This is a genomic window from Actinospica durhamensis, from assembly GCF_018139695.1.
Taxonomy (GTDB): Bacteria; Actinomycetota; Actinomycetes; order Streptomycetales; family Catenulisporaceae; genus Actinospica; species Actinospica durhamensis.
The window spans coordinates 1-15,317 of record NZ_JAGSOG010000216.1 but is presented as its reverse complement, the minus strand read 5'-3'; the positions used below and the strand labels follow the sequence as shown (position 1 = coordinate 15,317).

General features: G+C 71.2%; 14 protein-coding genes. 12 read left to right on the top strand and 2 right to left on the bottom strand.

Annotated elements, in window-relative coordinates; genetic code table 11:
* From KDL01_RS30285 to KDL01_RS30255, 7 genes are all read left to right on the top strand, one after another.
* On the top strand, nt 1-751 hold a 751-nt coding region (locus KDL01_RS30285; RefSeq protein ID WP_281415685.1), incomplete at its 5' end, for a SchA/CurD-like domain-containing protein.
* Nucleotides 752-799: 48 nt separating this feature from the next.
* Nucleotides 800-1,234: a cupin domain-containing protein gene (locus KDL01_RS30280; protein WP_212532076.1), complete on the top strand. Its 435-nt coding sequence runs from the start codon at nt 800-802 to the stop codon at nt 1,232-1,234.
* Nucleotides 1,231-2,499 carry a beta-ketoacyl-[acyl-carrier-protein] synthase family protein gene (locus KDL01_RS30275; protein ID WP_212532075.1) on the top strand — a complete coding sequence of 423 codons (1,269 nt, stop codon included), beginning with the start codon at nt 1,231-1,233 and terminating at the stop codon, nt 2,497-2,499. The genes KDL01_RS30280 and KDL01_RS30275 overlap by 4 nt, the downstream gene beginning before the upstream one ends.
* A complete protein-coding gene (locus tag KDL01_RS30270; protein WP_212532074.1) occupies nt 2,496-3,752 on the top strand; it encodes a beta-ketoacyl synthase N-terminal-like domain-containing protein in 1,257 nt (418 codons plus the stop codon). The genes KDL01_RS30275 and KDL01_RS30270 overlap by 4 nt, the downstream gene beginning before the upstream one ends.
* A 53-nt stretch (nt 3,753-3,805) precedes the next feature.
* Nucleotides 3,806-4,063, top strand: coding sequence for an acyl carrier protein (locus KDL01_RS30265; protein WP_212532073.1), 258 nt, complete (start codon nt 3,806-3,808; stop codon nt 4,061-4,063).
* A 1-nt stretch (nt 4,064) separates the two neighbouring features.
* Nucleotides 4,065-4,553 carry an SRPBCC family protein gene (locus tag KDL01_RS30260; protein ID WP_212532072.1) on the top strand — a complete coding sequence of 163 codons (489 nt, stop codon included), beginning with the start codon at nt 4,065-4,067 and terminating at the stop codon, nt 4,551-4,553.
* A 109-nt stretch (nt 4,554-4,662) separates the two neighbouring features.
* Nucleotides 4,663-4,995, top strand: a complete 333-nt coding sequence (locus tag KDL01_RS30255) for a TcmI family type II polyketide cyclase (RefSeq protein ID WP_212532071.1) — start codon at nt 4,663-4,665, stop codon at nt 4,993-4,995.
* 55 nt (nt 4,996-5,050) lie between these two features.
* Here the strand turns inward: KDL01_RS30255 and KDL01_RS30250 are convergent, their stop codons facing one another.
* Both KDL01_RS30250 and KDL01_RS30245 read right to left on the bottom strand, forming a co-directional pair.
* Nucleotides 5,051-6,097 (bottom strand): methyltransferase, encoded by a 1,047-nt coding sequence (locus KDL01_RS30250; protein ID WP_212532070.1) that lies wholly within the window; start codon nt 6,095-6,097, stop codon nt 5,051-5,053.
* Between the two features lie 59 nt (nt 6,098-6,156).
* The gene (locus tag KDL01_RS30245) at nt 6,157-6,861 is read right to left on the bottom strand and encodes a carbonic anhydrase (protein WP_212532069.1); all 705 of its coding nucleotides are present in this window, start codon (nt 6,859-6,861) and stop codon (nt 6,157-6,159) included.
* A gap of 404 nt (nt 6,862-7,265) precedes the next feature.
* Here KDL01_RS30245 and KDL01_RS30240 point away from each other — a divergent pair, with 404 nt between their 5' ends.
* The 5 genes from KDL01_RS30240 to KDL01_RS30220 form a co-directional block, all read left to right on the top strand.
* Nucleotides 7,266-10,799 carry a carbohydrate-binding protein gene (locus tag KDL01_RS30240; protein WP_212532068.1) on the top strand — a complete coding sequence of 1,178 codons (3,534 nt, stop codon included), beginning with the start codon at nt 7,266-7,268 and terminating at the stop codon, nt 10,797-10,799.
* A gap of 226 nt (nt 10,800-11,025) precedes the next feature.
* Entirely contained in the window at nt 11,026-12,189 is a 1,164-nt protein-coding gene (locus tag KDL01_RS30235; protein WP_212532067.1) for a sugar ABC transporter substrate-binding protein, read from the top strand.
* The gene (locus KDL01_RS30230) at nt 12,186-13,820 is read left to right on the top strand and encodes a sugar ABC transporter ATP-binding protein (protein ID WP_212532066.1); all 1,635 of its coding nucleotides are present in this window, start codon (nt 12,186-12,188) and stop codon (nt 13,818-13,820) included. The genes KDL01_RS30235 and KDL01_RS30230 overlap by 4 nt, the downstream gene beginning before the upstream one ends.
* Nucleotides 13,821-13,837: 17 nt before the next feature.
* Nucleotides 13,838-14,866, top strand: coding sequence for an ABC transporter permease (locus KDL01_RS30225; protein ID WP_438801997.1), 1,029 nt, complete (start codon nt 13,838-13,840; stop codon nt 14,864-14,866).
* A 97-nt stretch (nt 14,867-14,963) separates the two neighbouring features.
* Nucleotides 14,964-15,317: CocE/NonD family hydrolase (locus KDL01_RS30220; RefSeq protein ID WP_212532064.1), on the top strand; the 354-nt coding region annotated here is incomplete at its 3' end.

Genomic DNA, 15,317 nt, shown 5'->3' with positions numbered 1-15,317 from the left:
GACCGACCCCCTCCCCCTGCCCCCGCTGGCCATGGGCGGCGTCGTGCGGCACGCGCTGACCTTCACGGTCAAGCCCGGATGCGAGCAGACCGTCGCCGGCATCCTGGCCGACTACCGCTCGCCGACGGCGCGCGTCGACGAGACGACGCGGCTGCGGCGCACCTCGCTCTTCATGCGCGGCAACCGGGTCGTGCGGGCCGTCGAGGTGGAGGGCGACCTGGGCAACGCCCTGCGCCACGTCGCGTCCCAGCCCGAGATCAGGGCGGTCGAGGAGGCGATCAACCCCTACCTGGAGGAGGCACGCGACCTGGGGAACCCGGCTTCCGCGCGCGCGTTCTTCGCCCGGGCCGCCCTGCCCGCCGTGTCGCACACCGAGAACCCGCTCCCCGGAACCGACGCCGCGGTGCGCCACGCCTTCGTCTACCCGGTGCGCCCGGGCTGCGGCGCCGCCGCGGCGCGGCTGCTCGCCGAACAGGACGAGGCCGCGGTCGCCGACCCCGGCAGCCCGCTCGTCGCGACCACGATGTTCCTGCGCGAGGACACCCTGGTCCGGCTGGTCGACCTGGACGGCTCCTACCAGGAGGCCCTCGAGGCGGCCGCCGGGTTCGCGCCGGGCCGCGCCGCCGAGGAGCTCTCCCGGCAGCTGGACCTGGACGCCGGCACCGACCTGCAGAGCCTTTCCGGGATCGAGCACTTTCTCGCCCGCTGTTGCATGGATCCCGTCACCGACCGCCAGGCACTCGACGCCTGAGCCGCCGTCGCGACGGCGCCCTTCCACACACAGCCAATGGAGCAATCGATGACCGCTCAGCAGCACGTACGCATCGTGGACCTCAACGAGACGGAACCGAATCGCAGGCGCGGCGGCGACCTGCGGGCCATGCTCACGCCCACGGCCGTGGGAGCCACCAGCGGATTCATGGGCGTCGCCCTGATCCCGCCGGGGGAACGGATCACCGAGCACTACCACCCGTACTCCGAGGAGTTCGTGTTCGTCGTCAGCGGCGACCTGGAGGTCGACCTCGACGGAGTCACCCATGTGCTCCGTCCCGACCAGGGCCTGATGGTGCCCCGTCACATGCGCCACCGTTTCCGCAACGTCGGCGACGTGGAGGCCCGCATGGTCTTCCATCTCGGCCCGCTGGCGCCGCGTCCCGAGCTCGGCCACGTCGACACCGAGGACGTGTCCGGCGCAGAGCCGGGACCGCCCGACCTGGCGGGAGCAGCGCGGTGAATCGGCGGGTGGCCGTCACCGGCCTCGGTGCGGTGGCCCCCGGCGGCGTGGGTGTCGCCGCCTTCTGGGACCTGCTGACCTCGGGCCGGACCGCGACGCGCGGGATCACGCTGTTCGATCCCGCGGGCTTCCGCTCCCGAATAGCCGCTGAGTGCGACTTCGACCCGGCGGCCTGCGGACTCGACCCGGAGCGGGCCGAACGCGCCGACAGGTACGTGCAGTTCGCGCTGGTCGCCGCCGCCGAGGCGGTCAAGGACGCGGGACTCGACCTCGGCCGGGAGGACCCCTGGCGGCTCGGGGTCTCGCTGGGCACGGCCGTGGGCGGCACCACCCGGCTCGAGCGGGACTACGTGGCCGTCAGCGCGAGCGGCAGCCGCTGGGACGTGGACCCCGGCGAGGCGGGCCCGCACCTGCACCGGGCCTTCTCCCCCAGCGTCCTGGCCTCCGAGGTGGCCGAGGACCTCGAGGCCCACGGACCGGTGGAGACGGTCTCGACCGGCTGCACCTCGGGGCTGGACGCGGTCGGATACGCCTTCAACCTGATCGCGGAGGGCAAGGCCGACGTGATCGTCGCCGGCGCCTCCGAATCGCCCATATCCCCGATCACAGTGGCCTGTTTCGACGCGATCAAGGCGACCTCGGCGCGCAACGACGACCCGGCGCACGCGTCCCGCCCCTTCGACGTGGACCGCGACGGCTTCGTCCTGGGCGAGGGCGCCGGGGTGCTCGTGCTGGAGGAGTGGGAGCACGCCCGCAGCCGGGGTGCCCGGATCTACTGCGAGATCAGCGGCTTCGCGACCCGCGGCAACGCCTATCACATGACGGGGCTCACGACCGAGGGGCTGGAGATGTCCGAAGCCATCGACCGCGCGCTGGAACAGGCCCGGGTGGACCCCTCGGAGATCGACTACGTCAACGCGCACGGCTCGGGCACCAAGCAGAACGACCGGCACGAGACCGCGGCGGTCAAGCGCTCGCTGGGCGATCGGGCCTACGAGGTCCCGATGAGCTCGATCAAGTCGATGATCGGCCACTCCCTCGGTGCCATCGGCGCCATCGAACTCGTCGCCTGCGCCCTGGCGCTCGCACACGGCGTCATACCGCCGACCGCGAACTACCAGACCTCCGATCCGGAGTGCGATCTCGACTACGTGCCGCGCACCGCCCGCTCCGGCCGGCTGCGCGCGGTCCTGTCGGTCGGCAGCGGGTTCGGCGGCTTCCAGTCCGCGGTGGTGCTCGCCGGCGCCGATCGGGGGGCCTCATGAGCGGGCGCAAGACGGCCGCGGCCGGCCGGCCGGCCGTGGTGACCGGCCTCGGCGTCGTCGCACCCAACGGCATCGGCACCGAGACGTTCTGGAAGGCACTGCTGCGGGGCGAGGCCGTGCTCGGCCCGGTGAGCCGCGAGGGCTGCACCGATCTGCCGCTGCGGGTGGCCGGCGAGGTGCACGGGTTCGACGCGGACGCGCTGATCGAGAGCCGCTACGTCGTGCAGACCGACCGCTTCACCCACTTCGCGATGGCCGCGGCCGATCTCGCGCTGGAGGACGCCCGGCTGCGGGCCGACCCGGAGAAGCCGTACGCGATCGGGGTGGCGACGGCCGCCGGCTCCGGCGGCGGTGAGTTCGGCCAGGGCGAACTGCAGCGGCTGTGGGGTGAGGGTCCGCAGTTCGTCGGCCCCTACCAGTCCATCGCCTGGTTCTACGCCGCGAGTACCGGCCAGCTCTCCATCCGGGGCGGATTCCGCGGGCCCTGCGCCGTCCTGGTCAACGACGAGGCGGGCGGCCTCGACGTCTTCGGTCACGCCTGCCGGTCCATCCGTCAGGGCACTGACGCCGTTCTGACCGGCGCGACCGAGGCGCCGCTGGCCCCCTATTCGATGGTGTGCCAGCTCGGCTACCCCGAACTCAGCCTGGCCGAGGACCCGGAACGGGCCTATCTCCCGTTCACCCGGGACGCCTGCGGATTCTCGCCCGCGGAGGGCGGTGCGATGTTCACGCTCGAGGCGGAACACGTCGCCCGCGACCGCGGCGCGCCGATCCGGGCCGTGGTGGCCGGACACGCCGCCACCTTCACCGGCACCGGGGACTGGGAACTGTCCCGACCCGGCCTGGCGCGCGCGATCCAGGGCGCGCTGGAGGAGGCGGACTGCGCTCCGGACGAGGTGGACGCGGTGTTCGCCGACGCCCTTGGCGTGCCGGCCGCCGACCGGGCCGAGGCGCTGGCACTCGGCGACGCCCTCGGCCGGCGTGCGGCCGAAGTCCCGGTGACGGCACCCAAGACCGGCTTCGGGCGGGCGTACTCGGCCGCCTCGACGCTGGACGTGGCCGCGGCCGTGCTCGCGCTCGAGCACGGAGTGATCCCGGCCACCCCCAATATCACCGAGGCACACCACGACCTCGACCTGGTGACCGGCAGCGCGCGCAGTTCGCCGATGCGTACGGTCCTGGTCCTCAGTCGAGGCCTGATGGGCCACAACTCGGCCCTGGTACTGCGCCGCGCCGGCGGCTACCGGCTCTGACCCCGCGGTACCCGTCGCGTGAACCCCACTCGAGCTAAAAGGAGAGTCCTGTGATGAACGGCCCGATGACCTACGAAGACCTCGCCTCCCTGATGAAGAGCCGAGCCGGGACGCCGGTCGAGCCGGCGGACCTGGCCAGCCGGTCCGCGTCGCCGTTCGGCGACTTCGGGCTCGACTCGCTCGGCCTGCTCGGTGTCATCTCCGAACTGGAGAACCGCTACGGCTGCTCGATCGACGGCGAGCCCGAGGCGCACAAGTCCCCGGGCGCTCTGCTGGCGCTCGTCAACGACCGCGTCTCGGCAGGAGCCTGACATGCCCGGACACACCGACAACACGATCGTGATCGCGGCTCCGCTGGAGCTCACCTGGGAGCTGACCAACGACCTCGAGCGGTGGCCCGAGCTCTTCAGCGAGTACGCGTCCGTCGAGGTGCTCGAGCGGGCGGGCGAGAAGGTCACCTTCCGGCTGACGATGCACCCGGACGAGGACGGGCAGGTCTGGACCTGGGTCTCGGAGCGGGAGACGGACCGTTCCGCCCTCGCCGTACGGGCTCACCGGGTCGAGACCGGGCCGTTCGAGTACATGGACATCAACTGGCACTACGAGCAGGTCCCGGGCGGTACGTCGATGCGCTGGGTCCAGGACTTCGCCATGAAGCCCACGGCCCCGGTCGACGACGCCAAGATGACCGCGCACATCAACCACAACTCCCGGGTGCAGATGGAACTCATCCGGGACAAGGTCGAGGCGGCGCACAGCCGAAGCGCGCAGCAGCCGGCGGCCACCCGCGTGGCCGGCTGAGCCGGGGCCGGCGTCCGCCGCGGCCCCGCCGCTCCCCCGCCGAGTCGACCGGGTGGCTTCGAAGCCCGGCCGGCCCGGCGGGTCCCCATCTCCTGAAAGGAATCCACACGTGCACCGCGCTCTGATCGTCGCCCGGATGAAGCCGGACTCGGCCACCGACATCGCCGAGACCTTCGCGGCCTCCGACAGCGGCGAGCTGCCCGCCCTCATCGGGGTGACCGGCCGCAGCCTGTTCCAGTTCGGGGATCTGTACCTGCACCTGATCGAGGCCGACCGGGCGCCCGGCCCCGAGGTGGCCAAGGCGCGCAGCCATCCGGAGTTCCGGAACATCAGCGAGCAGCTGGCCGCGTACGTCTCCGCCTACGACCCGCAGACCTGGCAGGAGCCCAAGGACGCGATGGCCCGTGAGTTCTACCGCTGGGAACGCACCGGCGCGATCTGACGCCTCGACGGGCGACGGCGTCTCGGCGCCGTCGCCCTTGTCGTCTCTCGCCGCCTCAGACCGTGCTGTCGAAGGCGTGCAGGTAGGGGTTGACCGGGCGCACGTCCTTGATCTGCAGGCCCGCCTCGTCCATCAGGGCCGTGAGACTCGCCTTGGTGTGCTTCGCGCCCCCGACGTTCAGCAGCAGCATGAGGTCCATGGCGGTGGTGAACCTCATCGACCGGCTCTCGTCCACGAGGTTCTCGATGGCCAGGACCCGCGCGCCGGGGCGGGCCGCCTCGACGATGTTGCGAAGCGTGCGGCGGGTGCTCTCGTCGTCCCACTCCAGCACGTTCTTGATGATGTACAGGTCCGCTTCGACCGGGATCGCGGTGCGGCAGTCGCCGGCGATGATCTCGGCGCGCGCGCAGAGCGCTCCGCCCTCGCGCAGCCGGGGGTCGGCGTTGGCCACCACGGCGGGCAGGTCGAGCAGCGTCCCGTGCAGCTGCGGATACTTCTCCAGCAGGGCCGCGAGGACGTGCCCCTGTCCCCCGCCGATGTCCACCACCGACGTGGCCCCGGCGAGGTCGACGAATCCGGCGACGTCGGCGGCCGACTGCCGGCTCGACTGTGTCATGGCCTTGTCGAAGACGCGGGCCGACTCCCCGGCGCCGTCGTGCAGGTACTCGAAGAACTCCTTGCCGAACACCTCGGGGAACACGCTTCGGCCGGAGCGCACCGCGTCGGGCAGGTGCGGCCAGGCCTGCCAGGTCCACGGCTCCGTGCACCACAGGGCGATGTAGCGCAGACTGTCCGGGGAGTCCTCCTGGAGCAGCCGGGACATCTCGGTGTGCGCGAACCGGCCGCTCTCGTCCTCGGCGAACACCCCGTAGCTGGACAGGGCGCGCAGCAGTCTGGCCAGCGGATCGCTCTGCACGCCGACGGCCGTGGCCAACTCGTCCGCCGTGGCCGGCGTCTCGCCGAGGGCGTCGGCGACGCGCAGTGCGGCGGCCGTGCGCACGGCCGCGGCGCAGGCTGCGCCGAACACGAGCTCGCGCATGCGCATCGAGACGTTCTCGCGCGCGGGCACGGAGGCCGGGGGGCTGGCGGGAGAAGTAGTCATGATGGTGCCGGTCTCCTCGGATGGGTGCCTGATGGACAGGTGTCGAAGGGTCTGAGGCGTCAGGTGCGGTCGCGGAACTCGACCGCGCCGGTGTCCAACGAGTAGTAGGCGCCGACGACGTGGGCGCGGCCGCTGCGCTCATAGGGTGCGAGGACGGGGTCGCACCGCAGTTGACGGACGGTCAGTCGGATCTGGGCGCGGATCGTGTTGTCCACCTGGTCGCCCGGAAGGTCCTTGGCCGCCTCGTACGCCGGGCGCAGCGCGTCCACGACGTCCTCGAGATGCGCGGGCGGTTCTTGCCCCGCGTTGAGCGTCTCCACCGCAAAGGTGACCGCGCCGCAGCGCTGATGCCCCATCACCACCAGCAGCGGCGTCAGCGCCTCGTCCACGCCGTACTCCACCGCACCCTGAACCAGGCCGTCGTTGGTCTGAGCGGCCGTGCGCACGACGTACAGATCCCCGACGCCGCGGTCGAAGACGATCTCCGGGGGCACGCGGGAGTCGATGCAGGAGAAGACGGTCGCCAGCGGGTGCTGGCCGGCCGCCACCTCCTCGCGGCGCGCCACCGTCTGGTTGGGGTGCCGCAGCCGTCCGGCGACCCAGCGCCGGTTGCCCTGCTCGAGGATGCGCAGAACCCGCTCCGGAGTGAGCGGAGAGTTCCCCGAGGCGGGGATCGGCGCGTTCGAGTCGGCCGCGAGGGCGTTCGGGGACCAGAGCGCGCCGCCCCACAGCGGAGCGGCGGCGAGCACCGTCGCCCCGCGCACGAGGACGCTTCTACGGGTCTTCGGATCCTGACTGACGCGGGATCTTCCGGCGGCCTCGGACACCTCGCCACTCCTTGCGCAGATCGGGCTCGGTCGCATTGCGATCGAATGACTGAGATCGAGTATGGGCGTCCGCGGGCCGAGACCGCCGACGACTGCCCAGAACCGGGTCCGCGTTCACCCGAAGCGCTCAGTGCCTCCTGACGTGATCGTCGCGCTGCGCCGAAGCCGCTTTCCCCGCAGCCCCCGGTCAGAGGTCCCACGTATCGCGCGTCGGAGGACTCTGGTTCCGGAACTTTCCCGATGTATAGACGTGCTCTGAGCCAAGTGATATCAACACATCCGATGTATCCGAATCCGCAGTCGGCGGATTTCATGCCGCAACGACGCGTGCAGGAGGACTTGTGCCCACTCGATACACACCACGCCACCCCGTGCTCGGCGCGGGACTGGGGGTCGCGCTGATCGCGGCCCTCGCCTTCGCCGGGGGGACCGGGAGCGCCAACGCCGCGAGCCTGACCACCGCCTGGCAGAACGGCGCGTTCTCGACGAACGTGGGAGGCGTCGTCAGCCGCTCGGACGTGGTGCTCGGCGAGCCGAACTCCGCTCCGAGCCAGTCCATGCCGCTGGGCAACGGGTCGCTGGGGGTGGCCGCCTGGGCCGCCAACGGCTTCACCGCCCAGCTCAACCGCAGCGACACCATGCCCTCCCGGCTCTCGCCGGGACAGGTGAACATCCCCGGCCTGGCCGCGATGACCTCGGCCTCGAACTTCACCGGGCACCTCGACCTCTACAACGGGGTGCTGGACGAGTCGGGCGGCGGGATGACCCTGCAGGCCTGGGTCCCGGCCGGCAAGGACGAACTCGTCGTCGAGGTGACCGGGGCCGCGGCGAACGCCGCGGAAACCGCGACCCTCAGCCTCTGGAGCGGACGCTCGCCCACGGCGTCCGCCTCCGGTGCCTATGCCGCCCTCGCTCAGACCTGGGTGGACAACAGCCAGACCGGCAACTCGGGACAGACCTTCGGCGCGATGGCCGCGATCACCGCGGGCGGGTCGAACGTGACCGGCTCGACGGTCAGCTCCACGCAGGTCAAGGTCTCCTTCAACGCCTCCTCGACCGGCACCTACTCGGTCGTGGTGGCGGCGCCGCAGTGGACCGGCGGCACCGCGACGTCCACGGCCAGTTCGCTGGTCGGGTCCGACGCCTCCACCGCGGCCTCGACCCTGCTGGCCACGCAGTCGTCCTGGTGGAACAACTACTGGGCCAACGTCGGACTGATCGAGGCGAACTCCTCGGACGGGTCGGCCCAGTACATGGAGAACCTCAGGACGCTCTACCTCTACGACGAGGCGGCCTCGATGAAGTCCGGCGCGTACCCGGGCAGCCAGGCCGGGGTCGCGGACATGTTCGCCTACGACGAGGACCAGCAGGACTGGTATCCGGCCGGATATTGGCTGTGGAACCTGCGCGGCCAGATCGCGGCGAACCTCAGCTCCGGGGACTACGCACTCAACGTCCCGATCTTCACCATGTACCTCAATGATCTGCCGGCCATCGAATCCTGGACCAGCGCGCAGATGGGCGGGAAGGCAGGAGCCTGCATCCCGGAGACCATGCGCTTCAATGGGAACGGCTACTACAACGGCGGCAGCAACTCCTCGAACGCCTCGTGCGCGACCGCGTCCAGCCCGTCGTACAACGCGGAGAACGTCACCAGCGGCGCCGAGCTGGCGATGTGGATCTGGCAGCAGTACCAGGACACCGGGAGCAAGAGCTTCCTGCAGACCTACTACCCGATCCTCGAGCAGACCGCGACGTTCCTGCTGGCCTACCAGAGCGTCGGCTCGGACGGCTTCCTGCACGCGACGGCGAACGCGCACGAGTCGCAGTGGGCCGTGACCGACCCGACCACCGACCTGGTGGCCGACCAGGCCCTGTTCCCGGCCGTGATCCAGGCGGCGACGATCCTCAACACCGACTCCTCGCTCGTCTCGCAGCTGCGCACGGCCGAGAACGAGATCGAGCCGCTGCCCCGGGTGAGCACCTCGAACCTGTCCTCGCTGCTCAACGCCCAGCCGACCTCGGCCTCCGCGGCGGCCTCGCTGGACGCGGCGGGCAACGACGCGATCGGCGACTCGTATCAGCCCTCCGCGACCATCCGCAACAGCGAGAACATCGGGCTCGAGCCGGTCTGGCCGTGGGGTGTGATCGGTGACGACACCACCGTCAACGGCGACAACCTGACCGCGCTGGCCGACCGCACCTACAGCTCCCGGCCGGACACCGACTCGAACGACTGGACCTTCGACGCCGTCGACGCCGCGCGGCTCGACAACGGCTCGGCGGTGGCCTCCGACCTCGTCGCGGAGACCGAGAAGTACCAGTACTACGTCAGTGGCCTGGCGGCCTTCAACCCGAGTTCCACCGACGAGCCCTACATCGAGCAGTCCTCGACCGTCGCCACGACCCTGGACGAGGCGCTGGCGACCGACTACGACGGCACGATCCGCTTCGCCCCGGCCTGGCCCTCGGGCTGGGACGGGTCCGGAACCGTCTACATCCAGGGCGGCTCCAAGCTCGACGTCCAGATGGAGAGCGGCACGCTGGCGACGGCCGCGATCCAGGCCGGCACGACGGGCACCCTGAGCGTGCGCAACCCGTGGTCGGGCGCGCAGGCAGAGGTGGTCAACGGCTCGACCGGGGCCGTCGTCGTGGCCGCGACCACGGCCGCGACGCTGAGCGTGCCGGTCACCGCGGGCAGTACCTATCTGGTGGAGCAGCCGGGCAGTCTCACCACCTCGCTCACCTTCGCGCAGGTCACCGGAAGCCAGGCGACGCAGGACAAGGTCCTCGGCGGCATCGCCCAGATCGGCCTGCCGGGCAACGCGGCCGAAGGCCCCTACGGCGGCAGCGCGGCGGCTGTGCCCGGCACGGTGCAGGCGGAGAACTACGACACCGGCGGCCAGGGCGTGGCCTACAGCGTCGGCTCGGTGAACGGCACCGGCAACGCCTACCGCGGCGACGGAGTCGACCTGGAGACCACCAGCGACACCGGCGGCGGCTACGACCTCGGCTGGACCTCCGGCGGACAGTGGTTCAAGTACACCGTCAACGTCGCCACGGCCGGCACGTACACCGTCGCTCTACGGGTGGCCGCGCCCAGCGCCGTCACCGACGCCCTGCACATCGCCAACAGCTCCGGAACCAACCTGAGCGGCAACCTCAACATCGCCTCCACCGGCGGCTGGCAGACCTGGACCACGGTGAACGCCACCGTCACCCTGCCCGCGGGAACCCAGACGCTGACGGTGGACCAGGACAACGGCGGCTGGAACGTCAATTCCCTGGGCTTCACGCTCTCCAGTACCGGGGTCCCGCTCGCCAGTGCGTTCAACAACGTGGCGATCACCGCGGACACCGCCACCGCGTCGGGCAACTTCGACGGCGGCGGCGCGAGCTTCTCCGAGACCGCGCTGACCAACGCCGGCGCCGGGCCGGGGGCGCAGATCACGTCGAACGGCGTGACGTACACGTTCCCGAACGTCGCGGCGGGCTCGAACGACAACGCGGTGGCCGAGGGGCAGCTCATCTCCCTGTCCGGCAGCGCGGCCGATCTCGGATTCCTCGTGTCGGGCAGCTATGGGCCGGCCACCGGAACCGGAACGATCAATTACACCGACGGCAGTACCCAGAGTTACACGCTCACCGTGCCCGACTGGTTCTCCACCTCCGCACCCAGCGCAGGTGCGGTGGCGGTGAACTCCACCTACCAGAACAGGCAGGGCAACACGACCTACTCCCACACCGCCGACATCTTCTCCGTCAACGTCGCGCTCGCCTCGGGCAAGACGGTGGCCTCGGTGACCCTTCCGGCGGGATCTCCGCTGGCCACGGGCACACCGGCGATCCACGTGTTCGCACTCGCACTGGGCTGAGCGCCGCGCGGGGACGGCGGTGGGACGAAGATCCGTCCCACCGCCGCTCCGCGCTGCCGGGAGATCGGGGGAGATCGGAGGCCTGAGTCAGTTCGCGAATGTTTCGACGGAACTTCGACCACCATCGGCTCATGAGTTTTTGATTGACGCACTGATTCATCGGATCTATTGTGATGCCCACCTCGCCCGGACGAGCGTCCGGGCTTCGACGACCATGGAGGTCTCGATGCGTGTACGTCGACAAGCCGCTCTGTTCGCAGCATGCGTATCCGCTGCCGCACTCGGCATCGGGGGCTGCTCTTCCACGGCCCCCGGATCTTCGAACACGAACTCCGGCAGCAGCAGCGGGCCGATCAAGATCGGCGTCTCGCTGACGTACAACAACACGGCCTTCTGGGCCGCCTACATCCAGTACGAGCAGCAGTACGCCGGCCAGGACGGCGTGCAGCTGCTCGGTCCCGAGCTGGCCCAGGCGGACGCCTCGCTGCAGAACCAGCAGATCGAGACGCTGGTGAACGAGGGCGCCAAGGCGATCATCGTGAACCCGGAGACCGCCACCAGCCTCGGCCCGGCCATCGCCTACGCCGCCGCGCACAACGTGCAGCTGGTGTCCGTGGACACGATCGTGGGCACCGGCCACGTCTACATGGTGGTGCGCGCCTCGAACACGCTCTACGGCCAGGACGCCTGCGCCTACATATCCTCGAAGGTCAAGTCGGGCTACGTGCTCGATCTCGAGGGCGACCTGACCTCCTCCAACGGCTCCGACCGCACGAACGCGTTCAACGACTGCATGGCGGCCAACGACCCCGGGGTCAAGCTGCTCAAGGACCCGACCGCCTGGACCGAGTCCACCGCCGTCACGGACGCGCAGAACGCCCTGAACGCCTACGGCGGCCAGCTCAAGGCGATCTACTCGCAGTGGTCGAGCCCCGACACCGGAATCCTGCCGCTGCTGCAGAAGAAGAACTTCGGCAAGGTGGGCACGGCGAACCACGTGATCGTGGTGAGCGACGACGGGGTCGCCTTCGAGATGTGCGACATCCAGCAGGGCACGCTGGACGCCTCCCAGTCCCAGCCCGCCGACCTGTACGCGAAGTACGCGCTGCAGTACGCGGTCGACGCCGCGAAGGGCGTCAAGCTCGCCGCGGGCCAGCCCGGCGGCGGCGCGCCGACGCTGCAGAACGTCAGCTACAACAACGACACGAACCTGGCCGACCCGATCGTGGCCCCGTTCGTCACCAACACGACGCAGAACCTGACCCTCACCGCTCCGGTGGACTCCCTGCCCTCCTCGGTCACCACCACCGCGGTGAGCGACCAGAACCTGTGGGGCAACGTCTACGGAAATGCGCACGGCGGCGTGTGCTCCTCCGGCGCCAACTCATGACCGCTGTGCTCACGCCCGCGGTCGCGGCGCGCGGGATCCACAAGAGCTACGGCTCGACCCGCGCGCTGCGTGGCGTGGACGTCACGCTCGCCCCGGGCCGGTGCCTCGGCCTGGTCGGGCGCAACGGCGCGGGCAAGTCCACCCTGGTCTCGATCCTCTCCGGCCTGCAGCGGCCGGACGAGGGCGAGGTCACCTTCGACGGCGAGGCCGCTCCCCCGGCCGGCGCGGTGCACGCCTGGCGCGCCAAGCTGGCCACCGTCCATCAGCACTCGATGATCGTGCCCGAACTCACCGTGGCCGAGAACGTCTTCCTCGGCCGGCTGCCGCGGCGCCGCCGCCGGGTGGACTGGCGCGCGGTGCGGACCGAGGCCGCGGCCGTACTCGGCGAGTGGGGCAGCGGCGTGGATCCGGCCAGGGCCTGCCGCGACCTGTCGGTGGAACAGCGGCAGATCGTGGAGCTGGCCCGGGCCGTCGCCTCGGGCACCAAGGTGCTGCTGCTGGACGAGCCCACCGCGGCCCTGGAGCGCGAGGCGGTGCTGCGCCTGTTCACCCGGGTGCGCCAGCTCGTGGACGCGGGCGTGGCGGTGCTCTACATCTCCCACCACCTGGAGGAGGTGTTCGACATCTGCGACGACGTGGCCGTGCTGCGGGACGGTGAGCTCGTGCTGACGGCGCCCACCGCCGGACTCAGCACGGACGGCCTGGTCAACGCGATGGTGCACGGGCACGTCGGGGGCCCGACCGAGACCGAGCTGGCCGATCAGGCCTCGCGCACCGCCGTGGAGGACCTGCCGGTCCACGTGGAGAGCGCGGACGCGGCGGCGGGTCGGCCGGTGCTCGAGCTGCGCGGGCTCACGGCCGCGTCCGAGTACGGCGACCTCGACGGCGTCTCGCTGACCGTCGCGCCGGGCGAGAGCGTCGGCGTGGTCGGGCTGATCAGCTCGGGCGTGGTCACCCTCGGCCGGATCGCGGCCGGGATCGAGTCCGGCGACGAGGGCGAACTGCTCGTCGGCGGCGCCGGGCTGCCGGGCGGTGACCGCGCCGCGGCCCTGGAGGCCGGCGTCGGCTACGTCCCCGAGGACCGCCGCACCGCCGGATACGTCGGGGCGCTGTCCGTCGCCGAGAACATGACCATGTCGATCACCGACCGGCTCTCGGCGGGACGGCTCGGCGTGCTCGGGCGGCGCCGGATGCACGAGGCGGCGCAGCCCTGGGCCGACTCGCTCGCCCTGGTCGCCTCCTCGCTCGCGCAGCAGGTGGCCGACCTGTCCGGCGGCAACCAGCAGAAGGTCACCGTGGCCAGGGCGCTGGCCCGGGACCCCAGGCTGGTGGTCGCGATCACCCCGACCCGCGGCGTGGACGTGGTGTCGAAGGAACTGCTGCTGCAGGCGCTGCGCCGGGCCGTGGACGCCGGGGCCGGGCTGCTGCTGGCCACCGACGAACTCGACGACCTCGGGTACTGCGACCGCGTGCTGGTGCTGGTGCGCGGCCGGATCGTGGCCGAGGTGCCCGGCGGCGGCCGGTTCGACCGCACCGCGATGATCGCCGCGATCGAGGGCGTGGCCAGCACCATCGGCTCCATCGGCGCCGGACGCGGCGCGACGTCGGAAGAACCAGGAGAGACCCCGTGACCCAGACCCAGCAACCCCTGCCGCAGGCCGTGGGCGCGGCCCCCCTGCTGGGCGGCAGGCGCGGCCCGGCCGCCCTCGGCTTCATCCGCGAGGCCGCGCTGCTGCCCGTGCTCGCCGTCATCCTGGTGGTGGGCGCACTGGTCAGCCCGGTGTTCCTCACCACGACCAACCTGATCTCCGGCGTGGGCCAACAGGTCTCCGCGCTCGGCGTGACGGTCGTGGGCGAGAGCCTGATCCTGCTGATCGGCGGGATGGACCTGTCGCTGGAGTCCACCTACGGCCTGGCCCCGATGATCGCGGCCTGGCTGATCGTGCCAGCCTCCGCCTTCGGCTCCGGGCTGATGTTGAACCCTTATCTCGGCATCCTGATCGTGATCGGCATCGGAGCCGCCGTCGGCCTCGTCAACGGCCTGCTGATCGTGAAGGCGAGGCTCAACGGCTTCATCGTCACGCTCGGCATGACGATCCTGCTGGCCGGCCTGCAGAACGGCAGCGTGCAGGGCCAGTCGCCCTACCAGCTGCCGGCGGCCTTCGCCTACATCGGCACCGAGTACCTCGGCGAGGTGCCGGTCGCGCTGGTGGTGGCGGCCGTGGTGTTCATCGCGGCCGGCCTGTTCCTGCGCTACCACCGGACCGGCCGGGCGATCTACGCGATCGGCGGCAACCCGCAGGCCGCGCGGGCCGCCGGCATCCGGGTGGACCGGATCAAGATCGGCGTCTACGTGGCCGGCTCCATGCTGGCCGCGCTGGGCGGACTGATCGAGGCCGGCCGGGTCTCCTCGGTCACCGGCGCCCAGGGCTACCAGGAGGGCATCATCTTCAGCGTCTTCGCCGCGGCCGTCATCGGCGGCGTGTCGCTGCAGGGCGGTAAGGGCACGATGCTCGGCGCGGCCAGCGGCGTCGTGCTGCTCGGCCTGGTGCAGAACATCATCAACCTGTCCCAGGCGCCGAACTACTGGCAGTACGCCATCAACGGCGGCGTGATCCTGTTCGCTCTGGTGCTGGCCAGAATCGTCGGCGGCGAGTCGGCCGCGGACCAGACCTAGCGGCGGGCCGGCGGCAGGCAGGCGGCGGCCCGGATCGCCGCCGCCTGCCTCGTCGCCTGCCACGCCGCCGCGGCCGGTCGGCTACGATCCGAGCACGATGCCGACCTCCGAAGTCGAGATGACCATGCGCGACGGCACCGTCCTGCGCGCGGACGTGTACCGGCCCACGACCGGGGACGGCCCGTGGCCGGTGCTGCTGGCCCGCTCGCCCTACGGCAGGCGCGATCCCGGCGTGCTCGATCGCCTCGACCCGCGGCACGCGGCGGACCGCGGCTTCCTGGTCGTCATCCAGGACTGCCGTGGCCGGTTCGGCTCCGGGGGCGACTGGACACCGCTGGCCCACGAAGGCGCGGACGGCCACGACACCGTCGTCTGCGCGGCGCGTCTGCCCGACGCGGACGGCCGGGTCGCCATGTACGGGCCCAGCTACCTCGGCCACACCCAGTGCTGT